14 protein-coding genes and 1 tRNA gene are annotated in these 14,571 nt (G+C 61.4%); 11 read left to right on the top strand and 4 right to left on the bottom strand.

Translation table 11 applies throughout. From position 1 onward, the window contains the following. Positions 1 to 33: 33 nt before the first annotated feature. Both sthA and GGR30_RS08020 read left to right on the top strand, forming a co-directional pair. Positions 34 to 1,449, top strand: coding sequence for a Si-specific NAD(P)(+) transhydrogenase (gene sthA / locus GGR30_RS08025; protein ID WP_183484539.1), 1,416 nt, complete (start codon positions 34 to 36; stop codon positions 1,447 to 1,449). Between the two features lie 3 nt (positions 1,450 to 1,452). Next, entirely contained in the window at positions 1,453 to 2,322 is an 870-nt protein-coding gene (locus GGR30_RS08020) for an aminoglycoside phosphotransferase family protein (protein WP_183484536.1), read from the top strand. 58 nt (positions 2,323 to 2,380) lie between these two features. Here GGR30_RS08020 and tig read toward each other — a convergent pair whose 3' ends face one another. Together tig and GGR30_RS08010 are read right to left on the bottom strand one after the other, a co-directional pair. Next, complete coding sequence (gene tig, locus GGR30_RS08015) at positions 2,381 to 3,955, bottom strand: trigger factor (protein ID WP_183485039.1); 1,575 nt, start codon at positions 3,953 to 3,955, stop codon at positions 2,381 to 2,383. Between the two features lie 199 nt (positions 3,956 to 4,154). After that, positions 4,155 to 4,230 (bottom strand) — tRNA-Thr (locus tag GGR30_RS08010). Between the two features lie 173 nt (positions 4,231 to 4,403). On the opposite strand from GGR30_RS08010, the gene GGR30_RS08005 reads away from it, so the two are divergent. Next, a complete protein-coding gene (locus GGR30_RS08005; protein ID WP_183484533.1) occupies positions 4,404 to 5,177 on the top strand; it encodes an NAD kinase in 774 nt (257 codons plus the stop codon). A gap of 102 nt (positions 5,178 to 5,279) precedes the next feature. Next, the gene (locus tag GGR30_RS08000) at positions 5,280 to 6,875 is read left to right on the top strand and encodes a hypothetical protein (protein WP_183484530.1); all 1,596 of its coding nucleotides are present in this window, start codon (positions 5,280 to 5,282) and stop codon (positions 6,873 to 6,875) included. 12 nt (positions 6,876 to 6,887) lie between these two features. Here GGR30_RS08000 and GGR30_RS07995 read toward each other — a convergent pair whose 3' ends face one another. After that, complete coding sequence (locus tag GGR30_RS07995; RefSeq protein WP_183484528.1) at positions 6,888 to 7,490, bottom strand: NUDIX domain-containing protein; 603 nt, start codon at positions 7,488 to 7,490, stop codon at positions 6,888 to 6,890. A 104-nt stretch (positions 7,491 to 7,594) separates the two neighbouring features. Here GGR30_RS07995 and GGR30_RS07990 point away from each other — a divergent pair, with 104 nt between their 5' ends. Both GGR30_RS07990 and GGR30_RS07985 read left to right on the top strand, forming a co-directional pair. Further along, a complete protein-coding gene (locus tag GGR30_RS07990; RefSeq protein ID WP_183484524.1) occupies positions 7,595 to 8,458 on the top strand; it encodes a 23S rRNA (adenine(2030)-N(6))-methyltransferase RlmJ in 864 nt (287 codons plus the stop codon). A 108-nt stretch (positions 8,459 to 8,566) separates the two neighbouring features. After that, the gene (locus tag GGR30_RS07985; RefSeq protein ID WP_183484521.1) at positions 8,567 to 9,166 is read left to right on the top strand and encodes a glutathione S-transferase N-terminal domain-containing protein; all 600 of its coding nucleotides are present in this window, start codon (positions 8,567 to 8,569) and stop codon (positions 9,164 to 9,166) included. Between the two features lie 75 nt (positions 9,167 to 9,241). On the opposite strand, the gene GGR30_RS07980 is transcribed toward GGR30_RS07985, so the two are convergent. Continuing rightward, positions 9,242 to 9,877, bottom strand: a complete 636-nt coding sequence (locus tag GGR30_RS07980; RefSeq protein WP_343066477.1) for an outer membrane protein — start codon at positions 9,875 to 9,877, stop codon at positions 9,242 to 9,244. 339 nt (positions 9,878 to 10,216) lie between these two features. On the opposite strand from GGR30_RS07980, the gene GGR30_RS07975 reads away from it, so the two are divergent. The 5 genes from GGR30_RS07975 to GGR30_RS07955 all read left to right on the top strand — a co-directional run bounded on the left by GGR30_RS07975 (position 10,217) and on the right by GGR30_RS07955 (position 14,461). Continuing rightward, positions 10,217 to 10,987, top strand: coding sequence for an SDR family oxidoreductase (locus GGR30_RS07975; protein ID WP_183484515.1), 771 nt, complete (start codon positions 10,217 to 10,219; stop codon positions 10,985 to 10,987). After that, the gene (gene uvrC, locus GGR30_RS07970; RefSeq protein ID WP_183484512.1) at positions 10,984 to 13,005 is read left to right on the top strand and encodes an excinuclease ABC subunit UvrC; all 2,022 of its coding nucleotides are present in this window, start codon (positions 10,984 to 10,986) and stop codon (positions 13,003 to 13,005) included. The genes GGR30_RS07975 and uvrC overlap by 4 nt, the downstream gene beginning before the upstream one ends. Positions 13,006 to 13,147: 142 nt before the next feature. After that, complete coding sequence (pgsA, locus tag GGR30_RS07965) at positions 13,148 to 13,744, top strand: CDP-diacylglycerol--glycerol-3-phosphate 3-phosphatidyltransferase (protein WP_183484509.1); 597 nt, start codon at positions 13,148 to 13,150, stop codon at positions 13,742 to 13,744. Further along, complete coding sequence (gene moaD / locus GGR30_RS07960) at positions 13,741 to 13,995, top strand: molybdopterin converting factor subunit 1 (protein ID WP_183484506.1); 255 nt, start codon at positions 13,741 to 13,743, stop codon at positions 13,993 to 13,995. Before pgsA ends, moaD begins: the two co-directional genes overlap by 4 nt. 4 nt (positions 13,996 to 13,999) lie before the next feature. After that, complete coding sequence (locus GGR30_RS07955) at positions 14,000 to 14,461, top strand: molybdenum cofactor biosynthesis protein MoaE (RefSeq protein WP_183484503.1); 462 nt, start codon at positions 14,000 to 14,002, stop codon at positions 14,459 to 14,461. Positions 14,462 to 14,571 lie beyond the last annotated feature (110 nt).

The following is a 14,571-nucleotide window of genomic DNA, read 5'->3' as shown; positions in this document are numbered from 1 at the left end:
CCGGAATTTCAATAACCAAATCGGGGTAGTTTTATGGATTCTTACGATCTGGTCGTGATTGGCAGCGGTCCCGCTGGCCGTCGCGCCGCGGTTCAGGCCGCCAAGCTCGGCAAGACCGCACTGGTCATCGACAAGGGCTCGCAGGTGGGCGGCGTCTCCGTCCATACGGGCACCATCCCCTCGAAAACCCTGCGCGAAACCGTGCTGAACCTCACCGGCTGGCGCGAGCGCGGCTTTTACGGCCGCTCCTACCGGGTGAAGCACAAGATCACCGCCGACGACCTGCGCGCCCGCCTGATCAAGACGCTCGACTACGAGATCGACGTTCTCGAATGGCAGTTCGAGCGCAATCGTGTCGACCAGGTGCGCGGCTTCGCCCATTTCGTCGACCCGCACACCATCGAGATCGAGAAGGATACGGGCGAGATCCAGCGCGTCCACGCCAAGGCCGTGCTCGTCTCCGTCGGCACCCGCCCCTATCGCCCGCCGGAAGTGCCCTTCGACGGCCAGACGGTGATGGACAGCGATGAGCTGTTGAACATCAAATCAATCCCGCGCTCGATGATCGTCGTCGGCGCCGGCGTCATCGGCATCGAATACGCGACGATCTTCTCCGCGCTCGACACCCAGGTGATCGTCGTCGAGCCGCGCGACAGCATGCTCGACTTCATTGACCGCGAGATCCGCGACAACTTTGCCGCCCAGCTTCGCGACCGCAATGTGAAGCTGCTCTTCGGCGCAGGCGCCGACAAGGTTGAGAAGGCCTCCAATGGCAAGGCCCGGGTGACGCTGTCGAACGGACGCATTCTGATGGCCGAATCGGTGCTTTTCGCCGCTGGCCGCCAGGGCGCCACCGACACGCTAAACCTCGAGGCCGTCGGGCTTTCGGCCGACCATCGCGGCCGGCTGAAGGTCGACCCGATCACCTTCCAGACCGACGTGCCGCATATCTATGCCGCCGGTGACGTGATCGGTTTCCCGGCCCTTGCCTCGACCTCGATGGAACAGGGCCGCATCGCCGCCCGCCATGCCGTCGGCGCGGAAGCCCAGGAACCGCCGCAATTCTTCCCCTACGGCATCTATGCCGTGCCGGAAATGTCGACCTGCGGCATGACGGAAGAGGAGATCCAGGAGCGCGGCATTCCTTACGAATGCGGCGTCGCCTTCTTCCGCGAGACCTCGCGCGGCCACATCATGGGCCTGCAGAACGGGTTGCTGAAGATGATCTTCTCGCTCAAGACCCACCGTCTGCTCGGCGTCCACATCGTCGGCGAAGGCGCGACCGAGCTCATTCACATCGGCCAGGCGGTGCTGAACCTGAAGGGCACCGTCGAATATTTCGTCGAGAACACCTTCAACTATCCGACGCTGGCCGAGGCCTACAAGATCGCCGGTCTCGACGCCTCGAACCGGATGGCGATGCTGGAAAGCGCCGACGAGGGCGAATAGGCGATGGGCGATGCGCCTGCCGGACGGAACGCTTCGGCAGCCGCAAAGTTTGCGCCCTGGATCGCCCGCTGGCGGCTTGAACCCGACGGCGCGCCCATTGTGACGGCAACCGGCGCGCTGCTTCCCGTACTCCGGGGAACCAAGACTGCCATGCTGAAGCTCTTCCTGGACGAGGAGGAGAAAACGGGCGCAACGCTTCTTGGCTGGTGGGCAGGCGACGGCGCCGCCCGCGTCATCGAGGCCGATGACGGCGCGATCCTGATGGAGCGGGCCGCAGGCCGCCGCTCTCTCACAGAAATGAGCACCGCCAACAGAGATGGCGAGGCCACGGACATTCTCTGCACCGTTGCCGCCGCCCTTCACCGGGAGCGCCCTCACCAGCCGCCTGACAATCTCATTCCGCTTGAAACGCGTTTCAGGGCGCTGTTCGCCCGGGCGTCCGATTTCGGCGGCATGCTGCCCGCCTGTGCCGGCCATGCCCGCAGCCTGCTTCAAAGCCAGACGGACATCCGCCCCCTGCACGGCGATCTCCACCATGCCAATGTACTGGATTTCGGCAGCCGCGGCTTCCTCGCCATCGATCCCAAGGGGCTGCTCGGCGAGCGCGCCTTCGACCTTGCCAATATCTTCTGCAATCCCGATCTCGCCGATCCGGCACTTCGGATTGCCCGCAACCCCGTGACGTTCGAGCATCGTCTCGGCCAGATCGCGCGACGGGCCAGGATCGATCCCGAGCGCCTGTTGCGCTGGATCGCCGCATGGGGCGGGCTTTCAGCCACATGGTTCATCAAGGATGAAGACCCGCGCGCGGACATACCGCTGGAGATCGCGGGGCTTGCGCTTGCGCGCATCGAAGATCCGCCGGCACCCTGAAACGAAAAACCGCCCGGCGATGAACCGGGCGGCCTTCATTTCGATAAGGATGAGGAAATTATTCCTCGGACTTGTCGTCAGCCTTTTCAGCGGCGGCCTTGGCAGGCGCCTTCTTCTTCGGTGCGGCCTTCTTCTTCGGAGCAGCCTTCTTTGCAGCAGGCTTTTCCTCGGCGGCAGGCGCTTCCTCGGCGGCCTCAGCCTTCTCCTCGGTCTTGGCAGCAGCCTTTTTCTTCGGCGCGGCCTTCTTCTTCGGAGCCGACTTTTCCTCGGCCTTCTTGGTGGCTTCGGCGACTTCGTCCTCGTCGTCAGCCATCAGCTCTTCCTTGGAGACGGTGACGTCCTTGACGTCGATCTGCTCCAGGAGGTGGTCGACAACCTTTTCCTCGAAGATCGGAGCGCGCAGCGAAGCGGCGGCGCCGGGGGTTTCGCGGAAGAATTTGAGGATTTCCTGCTCCTGACCCGGATACTGGCGCATCTGGTCATAAAGGGCGCGCTGCATCTCGTCTTCGCCAACCTCGACGCCGGCCTTCTCGCCGATCTCGGAGAGAACCAGGCCCAGACGGACGCGACGCTCGGCAAGCTTGCGGTATTCCGCGCGCGCGTCTTCCTCGGTGGTTTCTTCGTCTTCGAAGGTCTTGCCGCTGCGTTCCAGATCGGCATTCACCTGACGCCAGATGTTCTCGAACTCGGCATCGACAAGCGATTCCGGCGCTTCGAAGGAATACTGCTCGTCGAGCTGGTCGAGGATCTGACGCTTGACCTTCTGACGGGTGAACTGGTTGTACTGACCCTCGATCTGTTCGCGAACGAGACCGCGCAGGCGCTCGGCCGATTCCAGACCCAGCTTTTCAGCCAGTTCGTCGTTGATTTCCAGTTCGCCGGCGGAAGCGACTTCCTTGACGGTAACTTCAAAGACGGCTTCCTTGCCGGCAAGCTGCTCGGCCGGATACTCTTCCGGGAAGGTAACCTTCACCTGCTTCTCATCGCCGGCCTTGACGCCGACAAGCTGGTCCTCGAAGCCGGGGATGAAGCGGTCGGAGCCGAGCACGAGCTGCGAATCGGTGTCGGTACCGCCATCAAAGGCTTCGCCGTCGATCTTGCCGACATAATCAATGGTGACGCGATCGCCGTTTTCGGCAGCGCCGTCCTTGGTCTCATATTCGCGGGCGTTTTCGGCAACCGCCTTGACCTGCTCCTCGACTTCCTCGTCGGCGATCTCGACAACCGGACGCTCGACCTTCAGGCCGTCGGTTGGCTGCAACTCGAACTTCGGCAGGATTTCGTAGGCGACGGTGAATTCGAAATCGGCTTCGCCATTCAGAACCCGATTGGCCTCGCCTTCATCCTCGGTCATGTCGATCTTCGGCTGGCCGGCAGCGCGTTCGCCACGCTCGTTGATGACTTCCTGCGGCTTTTCCTGCAGGGTCTCGTTGATCAGCTCGGCCATGATCGACTTGCCGTACATCTTCTTCAGATGCGCGATCGGCACCTTGCCCGGACGAAAGCCATTGATGCGAACCTTGTCCTTGGCCTCAGCCAGGCGCTCGTTCATCCGCGCCTTCAGATCGTCCGCAGGAACAGTGATCTTGATTTCGCGCTTCAGCCCTTCGGCGAGCGTTTCGGTTACCTGCATATCCATACCTTCATTTCATCTCGGCTTCAAAAGCCGTTGGGTTTCATGCGCACAACAGGCCGGCATGACCGGGCGCGACTTCATGCAATATCCTCGGCATTTTGACAAGCTTTTCAGGGCTCGGACAAAATGGCGCCAGGGTAAGCGTGCGGAAAAGACGTTCTCGAAACGCCCGGCAGCGATTACCCTGAAAGCGACTTGGTGCCCCCGGCAGGATTCGAACCCGCGACCCTCTGATTACAAATCAGATGCTCTACCAACTGAGCTACAAGGGCATTGGGCATGCCCACTAGCAGATTTGCCTTCTCTGTAAAACGAAAAAATCAACAATTTGGCCGGTATTTTCGCGGCTACGATCAAGTTCATTGCAGCTCGGGGCTTGCAAAACACTGCCCTCTCGGGTGATCTGGCGCGGCGAAAGACCTCTTCCCGCGAACGGAAATGCGCAATGCCAGAGAAAACGCCTTTACTGTGCTTCCTGTCTTCGGAAGCAGACGATGCCAAGAAAGCAAAGGCGGAGCTGATCGGACGCTATGGCAACGCGTCGGCCGAGGAAGCCGACTTCATCGTGGCACTTGGCGGCGATGGCTTCATGCTGCAGACGCTGCACGAGACCATGAATTCCGACACTCCGGTATACGGCATGAACCGCGGCTCGGTCGGCTTCCTGATGAACGAGTATTCGACCGACAACCTGCACGAACGGCTCAAGGCCGCCGACGTGAACGAACTCAGGCCGCTCAGGATGACGACGCGGAACGCCGACGGCACATCCTCGATCGCGCTGGCGATCAACGAGGTTTCGATGCTGCGCCAGTCGCACCAGGCAGCCAAGCTTCAGGTGCGTGTCGATGATCGCGTCCGCCTGCCGGAACTTGCCTGTGACGGCATTCTCGTGGCAACGCCGGCCGGCTCCACCGCCTATAATCTCTCGGTTCACGGGCCGATCATTCCGCTCGAGGCCCCGCTTCTCGCCATCACCCCGGTCAGCGCCTTCCGTCCGCGACGCTGGCGCGGCGCGCTTTTGCCGAACAATTCGGTGGTCGACATTGAAGTGCTGGAACCGGAAAAACGCCTCGTAAACGCCTTTGCCGACCACACCGAAGTCAAGCATGTGCTGCATGTGCGCATCGAGCAGGATCCGGAGGCCCGGGCCAAGGTCCTGTCGGATCCGAACCGGTCCTGGTCGGAACGTATCCTCGCCGAACAGTTTTCCGACTGAGGTATGAATGCCCGCCAGATTTGCGGGACATCAAGGACACAACCAAAAATACAGGCATCATTCGCCTCCGGCATTCTGGCAATCGAATTGCGGGAGGAATGGATGTCGAAAGGCAGGAAGCTGATCTTCACGCTGGGCCTGGTCGCCGTTGCCGCCGTTCTGGCCGCTACGGCGCTCATTGCCTTCGAGGCCAACCGGGTAAAACAGATTTTTGCGGCGAACGCAGCGTTGAAGGAGGAAGGCTACTATCTTTCGCCCTTCGAGTTCGAGATGCTGAGCGTGTCCTATTATCTCGACCACGGGCACTATCTGAAGGGCATTTCCCGCCTCAACCAGATCCACGAGCAGATGACGACGCGCCAGGGACTGGTCAGAATTCCCCAATTCACTGACGCACAGGAAGAACTCGCCTTCTTCAAGGGCCTGCAGAACCCGGACACCGGCGCCTTCTACCCCAACGGTGACGATCCGGTGGTCACCAATATCGGGGTGACGGCCAACATGATCAATCTGATCGAGGCCTTGAGCGCCAAGGCAGGCGAGCCCTTCGCACTCGAATATCCGCTCTCCTTCCTCGACAGGATCGACACGCCGGAAGAACTGACGACCATGCTGGACGATGCCTCGCAGGTCGGCTGGATCGGCACCATGATCAAGCCGGCCTTTGTCAGCGCAGTCGAGTTGCAGGACCTGATCGAGCAGGATGAGCGGCTCGGATTCTACGGCTTCCCGGAAGACTGGAAGCAGTCCTACTATCGATGGTTCTACGATAACCAGAATCCCGAGACGGGCCTGTGGGGGCCGCGCGACCGCAATACCGGCGAAATGCTGGAGGGCGGCGATATCGGCGACAGCGGCAAGATCATCAAGATGTTCGTCGATTCAAACGGCGACAATATTCGCCCCGACATGCCGCTTCGCTACACCGACCGCATCTTCGCATCGGTGATCGCCGGCCTTTCAAAGCCGATGCCGGAGGCGCCGGACCGGCTGCATCGCTGGATCATCGATCAGGATCGCGGCTTTCGCTTCCTGACGAAATATGTCTGGAAGAACGCGACGCCCGCGGAAAGGGACACGGTGCAGGACCTGCTCGAGCGCTTCATCACGACACGCTTCGCGCTCTACTACCTGCCTCGAGAGGGTGCCTTCTCGCTCTATCCCGATGCCGCCCATGCCGATCTGGACGGCACCAGCGAAGCCGCCGGAATGCTCGATTATGCGGGCGAATTGTCGGAAGAGCGCCAGGCAGCGCTCTGGGGCCGTCCGGAGGAAACGATAGAAGCCCTTGGCACGATCACTACGGGGACGCTGGACGAGACCGCGCTCCAGACCATAACGGAGAAAACCGATCTCGTTTCCATCCGCTTCTACGAGACCGAGCCCGCCGGCAATTTCACCGCAACGCCGCTCGCCATTTATTATCCGCGCGAGCCTCTCGTGCGCGACACGGTCGACCTCGTGCGGCACTTGCGCCTGTGGCTTGACGTCACCACGCAGGCGATGGGTAATTGGGGCCGGCGCGAGGCAATCCAGGAACGTCTTTCGGCAACGCCGATCAGCACCGATGCGCCGGTCCTCTCGGCCCGCGATACCGCCGCTCTTGCGACGCTCCTCCAGGAAAACGGCGACTTGATCGCGATCGGCTTCGATACGCTTCAGGTCCCGCGCTACCGCATGGACTACGCGACACCTTGATGCCGCCAGCGCTCAAAGACCGAATACGTCCCTGTTCAAGGCCGCCCATTGCAGCATAACGATTGTCTTCGCGTCGGATATCTCGCCGCTATCGACCATCGCCATGGCTTCGTCGAAGGCAAGATGCACGACTTGGATTTCTTCGTGTTCTTCGTCGAGCCCGCCGCCGGCACCGATCCGCATGCCCTCATCGACGATGGCGGCATAACAATGGATCTTCTCCGTCATCAGGCCGGGCGCTGCGATGATGGCGCGGATCGGCAGCAGTTCCTCGACATGATATCCCGTTTCCTCGCATACTTCCCGGATGGCGGTTTCCTCCGGGCTTTCGCCGTCGTCGATCAGACCGGCCGCTGTTTCCAGAAAAAAGCCATCCCCCTCGCCCATCGCATAGACGGGAACGCGGAACTGGCGGACGAGCACGAATTTCCGGCTGGAGCGATCGAATACGAGAACCGACGTGGCCTCTGGCCGTTCGCAGACCTCCCAGGAGCGTTCGACGACCCTTCCATCGGCAAAGTGATAGTCGAATGCATACTCGACCAGCCGGCACCAGCCGTCGCTCAGCGTGGTCCTGGACAGGTTGGAAATGGGCGCGCTCTGGTCCCTGGTCATGAAAATGTCCTTTTGAAAACGCCGCCGCCCGTTGCCGGACGCTGCTTGTAAAACATGTTCGAGACTCATAATAACTTCTCCTGCAAACACAATGCGGAGCCGCAATGAACTATCGACACATCTACCACGCCGGAAACTTCGCGGATGTGCTCAAGCATGCGGTTTTCGCGCGGCTGATCACCTATCTCCAGAAGAAGGAGGCCGCCTTCCGCATTCTCGACACCCATGCCGGCACCGGGCAATACGACCTGTCCAGCGCCGAGGCGCAGAAGACCGGCGAGTGGCAGACCGGCATCGGCCGGCTTCTCGCAACCGACCTCCCGGACGATGTCGCCGCCCTCCTAGCCCCCTATCTCGACGCCGTCAGGGCGATGAACGCGACGCCGGAGATCGCGACCTATCCGGGCTCGCCGAAACTCGCCCGCATGCTGATGCGCAAGCAGGACCGGCTTTCCCTGATGGAACTGCACGAGGCGGATTTCGCGACGCTTCAGGCACGCTTTGCCGGCGACCATCATGTGCGGGCGACGAAGCTCGACGGCTGGCTGTCGCTTGCGGGCCACCTGCCGCCGAAGGAACGGCGCGGCCTTGTTCTCGTCGATCCGCCCTTCGAGAAAGAGGGCGAGTTCGAGCGGCTTGTGGATGGCCTGGCCAAGGCCTACCGGCGTTTTGCCACGGGCACCTACTGCCTCTGGTACCCGTTGAAGAAAGGCGCGCCGGTCTCAGCCTTCCATGGCGCGCTTGAGGGGCTGGGCATACCCAAAACCCTCTGCGCAGAGCTTTCGGTCAGGAGTGACCGCGAAAGCGACGGTCTCATCGGCTCCGGCCTCGTCATCGTCAACCCGCCCTACACGCTGAAGGCGGAGCTCAACATCCTGCTGCCCTTTCTGAAGGAGAGCCTGGCGCAGGACCGTTTCGCAAGCCAGCGCTCATTCTGGATTGCCGGAGAACAGCACGACCAGAACTGACGCGGATCGCCCTTCACGCGAGCGCGGTTCCGGTCTATCGGTTCTGGTGACGCGATCTCGCGAATCTCAGGCAGCATGCCTGACAGCAATGACCGGAGGGAGTGACCAGTGAAACTGCTTTATGCGACTGCCTCGCCGTTTTCCGCCAAGGTGGTCATGGCCGCACACCATCTCGGCCTCGACATCGATCTCGAGCCGGTTGACACGGTAAAGCCGCCGGAGGCTCTGCTTGCCGCCAACCCGCTTGGCAAGATCCCGACGCTTGTAACCGATGACGGCCTGACGCTCTACGACAGCCGCACGATCATGCACTATCTCGACCGCCTTGCAGATGACAAGCGCCTCTACCCGCACAAGCTTGAAAAGCGCGCAGCGGTCGAACGCATGGAAGCGCTTTGCGACGGCATTTGCGACGCGGTAGTGCTGGTTGTCTATGAGAAGCGCTACCGCACGCCCGAGACCTGGCACCAGCCATGGGTCGACCGGCAATGGGACAAGATCCGTCGCGGCCTCGATTATCTCGATGAGAACCCGCCGCAACTGAAGAAGAAGCTGAATGCAGGCCATTTCGCCCTCGGCGGGCTCATCGGCTATCTGATGCTGCGTTTCCCGGGCGAATGGGAGGAACATCGCGTTCGCCTCGCCCGCTGGCCGTCTGCCTTCGAGGAGGCCTTTCCGGCCTTCAGAACGCTGAAGTCACACGTTTGAGCCGCCGGTTGGGCATAAAACGCGAAAACCCGCCGTGATGGCGGGTTTTCTTAATGTCCTGCAGCGGAACGGCAATCAGAAGTGGACGCCGAGACCAACCTTGACGGTGTTTTCCTGGAAGCCGCGCTCATAGGTGTTGCCGTTGAGCTTGAAGTCCTGCTTGCCGTAGTCGGTATAGCGATATTCGACGCGGGCCGAAATGTTCTCGGTGACCATGGCTTCGACACCGGCGCCGACAGTCCAGCCCCAGCCCATCTGCGTGTCCTTGTCGCCGGCCTGCTTGGCAACCAGCTTGGAACCGGCGAGACCGGCCGTGCCGTACAGCAGGACAGGATCCATGGCATAGCCGACGCGACCGCGCAGCGAGCCGTTGAAGCCCTGCTCCATCTTCAGGCCGGGATTGATGGTCTCGCTCTGGTTGGAGGTGGCGAGGTCGCCTTCCACACCGTAGACGATCGAGCCGGACTGCATGTTGTAGCCGCCGAACAGCGTGCCGCCCCAGCCGTCTGCCTTGAAGTCGCCCTCATCGAACGTGCCCCAGTCCCAGTTGGCGGCGCCGCCGAGATAGAAGCCGCTCCAGTTGGAGATCGGCGCCGGAGCCGCATAGGTCGCCGGGCTCGGTTCATAGGGCTGGGCAACGATCGCATCGGCGGCCTGAGCCGCGCCGGCGCCCATCAGTACCGCGGTTGCGGCAGCAAGTGTCTTGTTCATGTTCCGCATCTTGTCTCTCCTTCAGTCGATACCGGCTGCCGGACGCCCGGGAAAAGGCGATCACCGCGCCGTATGCGCTTAAAAGATGAAATAGAACCGGGAACACACCTTTTCAATACTCAAAAAGTCCTTGTAATATCCTTGGTTAACGATCTATTTACAGTCAAAATCAGAAAGAAGTTTATGTTTAATAAAAGATTTATACAAAATTTAACGTTATTTAAACTAAAGAAGTTCTTTCAGTAGCGCCATCACCATCGAGCAACCGCATCAATTTCCATTTGGCGCTTTGACGCGAGAGGCGATATAAGCTTTCGGCCGAAGAGAGGGAACATCACGATGCAGCAGAACACATCCGCCAGGACCGTGCTCGTCACGGGAGGCGCGAAAAGACTTGGCCGCGCGATCGTCGAGGACCTGGCCAATTGCGGCTTCAATGTGGCAATCCATGCCCATACCTCCCTTTCCGAGGCCCGTGAACTGGCTAAATCATTGCGCCGGACGGGCGTTGAGGCCGAAGCCTTCGGCGCCGATCTCCTGGATGCCGAAGCGACCGGCGGGCTTTTCGGCGCGGTCAATGCTGCGATGGGGCCGGTTGATTTGCTCGTCAACAATGCCTCCCTGTTTCGCGCCGACAGCGCCGACCATTTCGATGAGGCGCAGTTCGACCAGCATTTCGCCATCCACGTGAAGGCGCCGCTCATTCTGGCCGAGCATTTTGCCCGGCAATTGCCCGACGGCGCAAACGGGCTGATCGTCAACATGATCGACCAGCGGGTCTGGGCGCCGGTTCCGAACTTCTTCACCTACGGGCTTTCCAAGAGCGCCATGTGGGCGGCAACGCAAACGCTGGCGCAGGCGCTCGCGCCCCGCATCCGCGTCAACGCCATCGGTCCGGGACCGACGCTTAAAAACAGCCGGCAGAGCGATGAGGATTTTGAAAGCCAGGTCGCGGCTCTTATCTTAAGGAGAGCACCGGAGCTTGGCGAATTCGGGTCAACGATTCGCTATCTCTTCGAAACGCCTTCGATCACGGGACAGATGATTGCGCTCGATGGCGGGCAGCACCTGGCCTGGGAAACGCCCGATGTGGCAGGGATCAACGAATGACACGACAGACGCCGCCCGATGGCGGCATCCTTTATGACGAAGACGACGGCGACCTGCCGGAGGTGGCGGAGACAAGCGCCGCGATCGAGGCGGGCGAGATTGTCTGGAATGACGCCGCCAGCCAAAAACACGCGCTGAAGGGCGCGGCGCTGATCGGCGAATTCGTCAAGCACCTGCCCAACAGCCCCGGCGTCTACCGCATGTTCAACGCCAATGGCGACGTGCTTTACGTTGGCAAGGCGCGCTCGCTGAAGAAGCGCGTCACCAATTACGCCCAGGGGCGCGGACATTCCAACCGCATCACCCGCATGATCACCCAGACGGCGCATATGGAATTCGTCACCACGCGGACGGAGACCGAGGCGCTGCTGCTGGAGGCAAACCTGATCAAGCGCTTGCGGCCGCGCTTCAACGTTCTGCTGCGCGACGACAAGTCCTTTCCCTATATCCTGATCACCGGCGATCACGAGGCCCCGGCGCTGTTCAAGCATCGCGGCGCGCGCGCCCGCAAGGGCGACTATTTCGGCCCCTTTGCCTCAGCCGGCGCGGTCGGACGCACGATCAACGCCATGCAGCGGGCCTTCCTGATCCGCTCCTGCACCGACAGCGTCTATGAAAGTCGCACGCGGCCCTGCCTGCTCTACCAGATCAAGCGCTGCGCCGGCCCCTGCACCGGCGAGATCTCCACCGAGGACTATGGCGAGCTGGTGAACGAGGCGAAGGCCTTTCTTTCGGGCAAGAGCAAGCAGGTTCACGCCGAACTCGCGGACGCCATGAACCAGGCCTCCGAAGAGCTCGACTTCGAGCGCGCGGCGATCTATCGCGACCGCCTGTCGGCGCTTTCCCATGTGCTCGGCCACCAGGGCGTCAATCCGGCGGGGATCGAGGAGGCCGATGTCTTCGCCATTCATAACGAAGGCGGGCTCTGCTGCATCCAGGTGTTCTTCTACCGGACCGGCCAGAACTGGGGCAACCGCGCCTATTTCCCGAAAACCGATCCCTCGCTGTCCGCCGCCGAAATCCTCAACGCGTTCCTGGCGCAGTTCTACGATGACAAGCCGATCCCGCGCGACGTCTTCCTGTCGGAGGAGATCGAGGAGCGGGCTTTGCTTGAACTGGCGCTTTCCGAACGCGCCGGGCGCAAGGTGAACATCGCCGTGCCCAAGCGGGGCGAAAAGCGCGAGGCGGTCGACCATGTTCTCGCCAATGCGCGCGAGGCCCATGGCCGCAAGCTTTCCGAAACGGCAACGCAATCGCGCCTGCTGCAGGGCTTTGCCGAGACCTTCGGGCTCTCTTCGGCCCCCCGGCGCATCGAGGTCTACGACAACTCCCATATCATGGGCACCAATGCCGTCGGCGGCATGATCGTCGCCGGGCCGGAAGGCTTCGTGAAGGCGCAGTATCGCAAGTTCAACATCAAATCGACGGAGATCACGCCGGGCGACGATTTCGGCATGATGCGCGAGGTGATGACCCGCCGTTTCTCACGTCTCGTCAAGGAACACGGCATTCCCGACCGCAGCCAGCCGGTCGAGGCCGATGACGACGCCCCCTTCCCCGCCTGGCCGGATGTCATCCTCATCGATGGCGGCCAGGGGCAGATGTCAGCGGTGCGCGCCATTCTCGAAGAACTCGGCATCAAGGATGCGGTGACCGCCATCGGCATCGCCAAGGGCGCGGACCGCGAGGCCGGGCGCGAGCGCTTCTTCATGGAGGGCAAGCCCGATTTCTCGTTGCCGCCGCGCGATCCGGTGCTCTATTTCATCCAGCGCCTGCGCGACGAGGCGCATCGCTTTGCCATCGGCTCGCACCGCGCCCGGCGCAAGAAGGAGATGGTGAAGAACCCGCTCGACGAGATCGCCGGCATCGGCCCGTCGCGCAAGCGGGCGCTGCTGCAGCATTTCGGCTCGGCCAAGGCCGTCTCGCGCGCCGGGCTGACCGATCTCAGCGCCGTCGAGGGCATCTCGGAAGCGATGGCGCAGCAGATCTATGATCACTTCCATGACGGCGGCGGCTAATAGGAAGTCCTTCCTGCAGCCAGGGGCGATATGACACACTATTAATCCGGGCCGGCATTGACCTTGGCCATGCAATGGAAGCAATTTGCCCCTACATAAAGCGCACTGCCCAGCAGGCAGTGCGAGCACACGGAATGAAGCCATGGCATCAAAAGCGTATAATATCCCCAACCTCCTGACCTATGGCCGCATTCTTGCAGTGCCCCTGATCGTTCTGTGCTTCTTTCTGGAGGGCAAGCTTTCCAGTTCGGATACGGCCCGCTGGGCGGCGCTGACGATCTTTCTGATCGCCTCGATCACCGATTTCTTCGATGGCTATCTGGCGCGCGCCTGGAACCAGCAATCCAATATCGGGCGCATGCTGGATCCGATCGCTGACAAGCTTCTGGTCTCCACCTGCCTCCTTCTGCTTGCCGCCGATGTCGAACGGACGATTGCCGGATGGTCGCTCTGGGCCGCGATCATCATCCTGTGCCGCGAAGTTCTGGTCTCCGGCCTCAGGGAATATCTCGCCGGTCTGAAGGTGTCCGTTCCGGTCACGCGGATCGCCAAATGGAAGACAACCTTCCAGATGATCGCGATCGGCCTGCTGCTGGCCGGCCCTGCCGGTGACAAGATCATGCCCTACACCACCAATCTCGGCATCGTGCTGTTGTGGGTGGCCGCGATTTTGACGATGTATACCGGCTACGACTATTTCAGGGCCGGGCTGAAACACGTGGTGGAGGCTGAAAAGTGACCAAGCTTGTCTATTTCGCCTGGGTGCGCGAGCGGATCGGCGTTGCCGAAGAAGACATCATCCTGCCCGAGAACGTGACCGATATCGCCGGACTGCTGCGTTTTCTGACGGAGCGCGGCGAGGGCTATGAAGCGGCGCTTCAGGAGCCGGAGATTATCCGCGTGGCGCTCGACCGGGTTCATGCCGAACATGACGCCCCGCTTGACGGCGCGCGCGAAATCGCCCTTTTCCCGCCGATGACGGGGGGCTGAAACAGTGCCCCTAGCCCCCGATATCCGCATCCAGGCGGAGGATTTCGACATCGCGACCGAACAGGACAGGCTCGGCGCGAACCGAGCCAATATCGGCGCGCTCGTCAGCTTCACCGGGCTTTGTCGCGACGAGAACGGCCAGCTGGAAGCCCTCGAACTTGAGCACTATCCCGGCATGGCCGAAAGCGAGATCACCCGCATCGCCAAGACCGCCATCGATCGCTTTGGCCTTCTTGGCCTCACCGCAATCCACCGCTACGGCCGGATCAGGCCCGGCGAAAACATCGTTCTGGTCGTCGCGGCAGCAAAACACAGACAGGCGGCATTTGACGGTGCGGCCTTCGTCATGGACTTCCTGAAAACGGACGCTCCCTTCTGGAAGAAGGAACACCTGAAGGACGGCGGCGAGACCGGCTGGGTCGAAGCGCGCGAGACCGATCTTTCCGCCCGGAGCAAGTGGCAATAAAACAGACATGAGCCGCCCTTAAGATAGCGCTTGTCGAACGCCCCAGACAGCCTATTCTTGTTCCAGATTCTAATCGATTTGGCTTTGCGGCTTCACCCTGAACGAGGACA

The sequence above is a fragment of the Martelella radicis genome (assembly GCF_014196625.1).
GTDB lineage: Bacteria > Pseudomonadota > Alphaproteobacteria > Rhizobiales > Rhizobiaceae > Martelella > Martelella radicis.
Note: the sequence above shows the minus strand (reverse complement) of the source record. Positions and strands in the feature narration are given on the sequence as shown.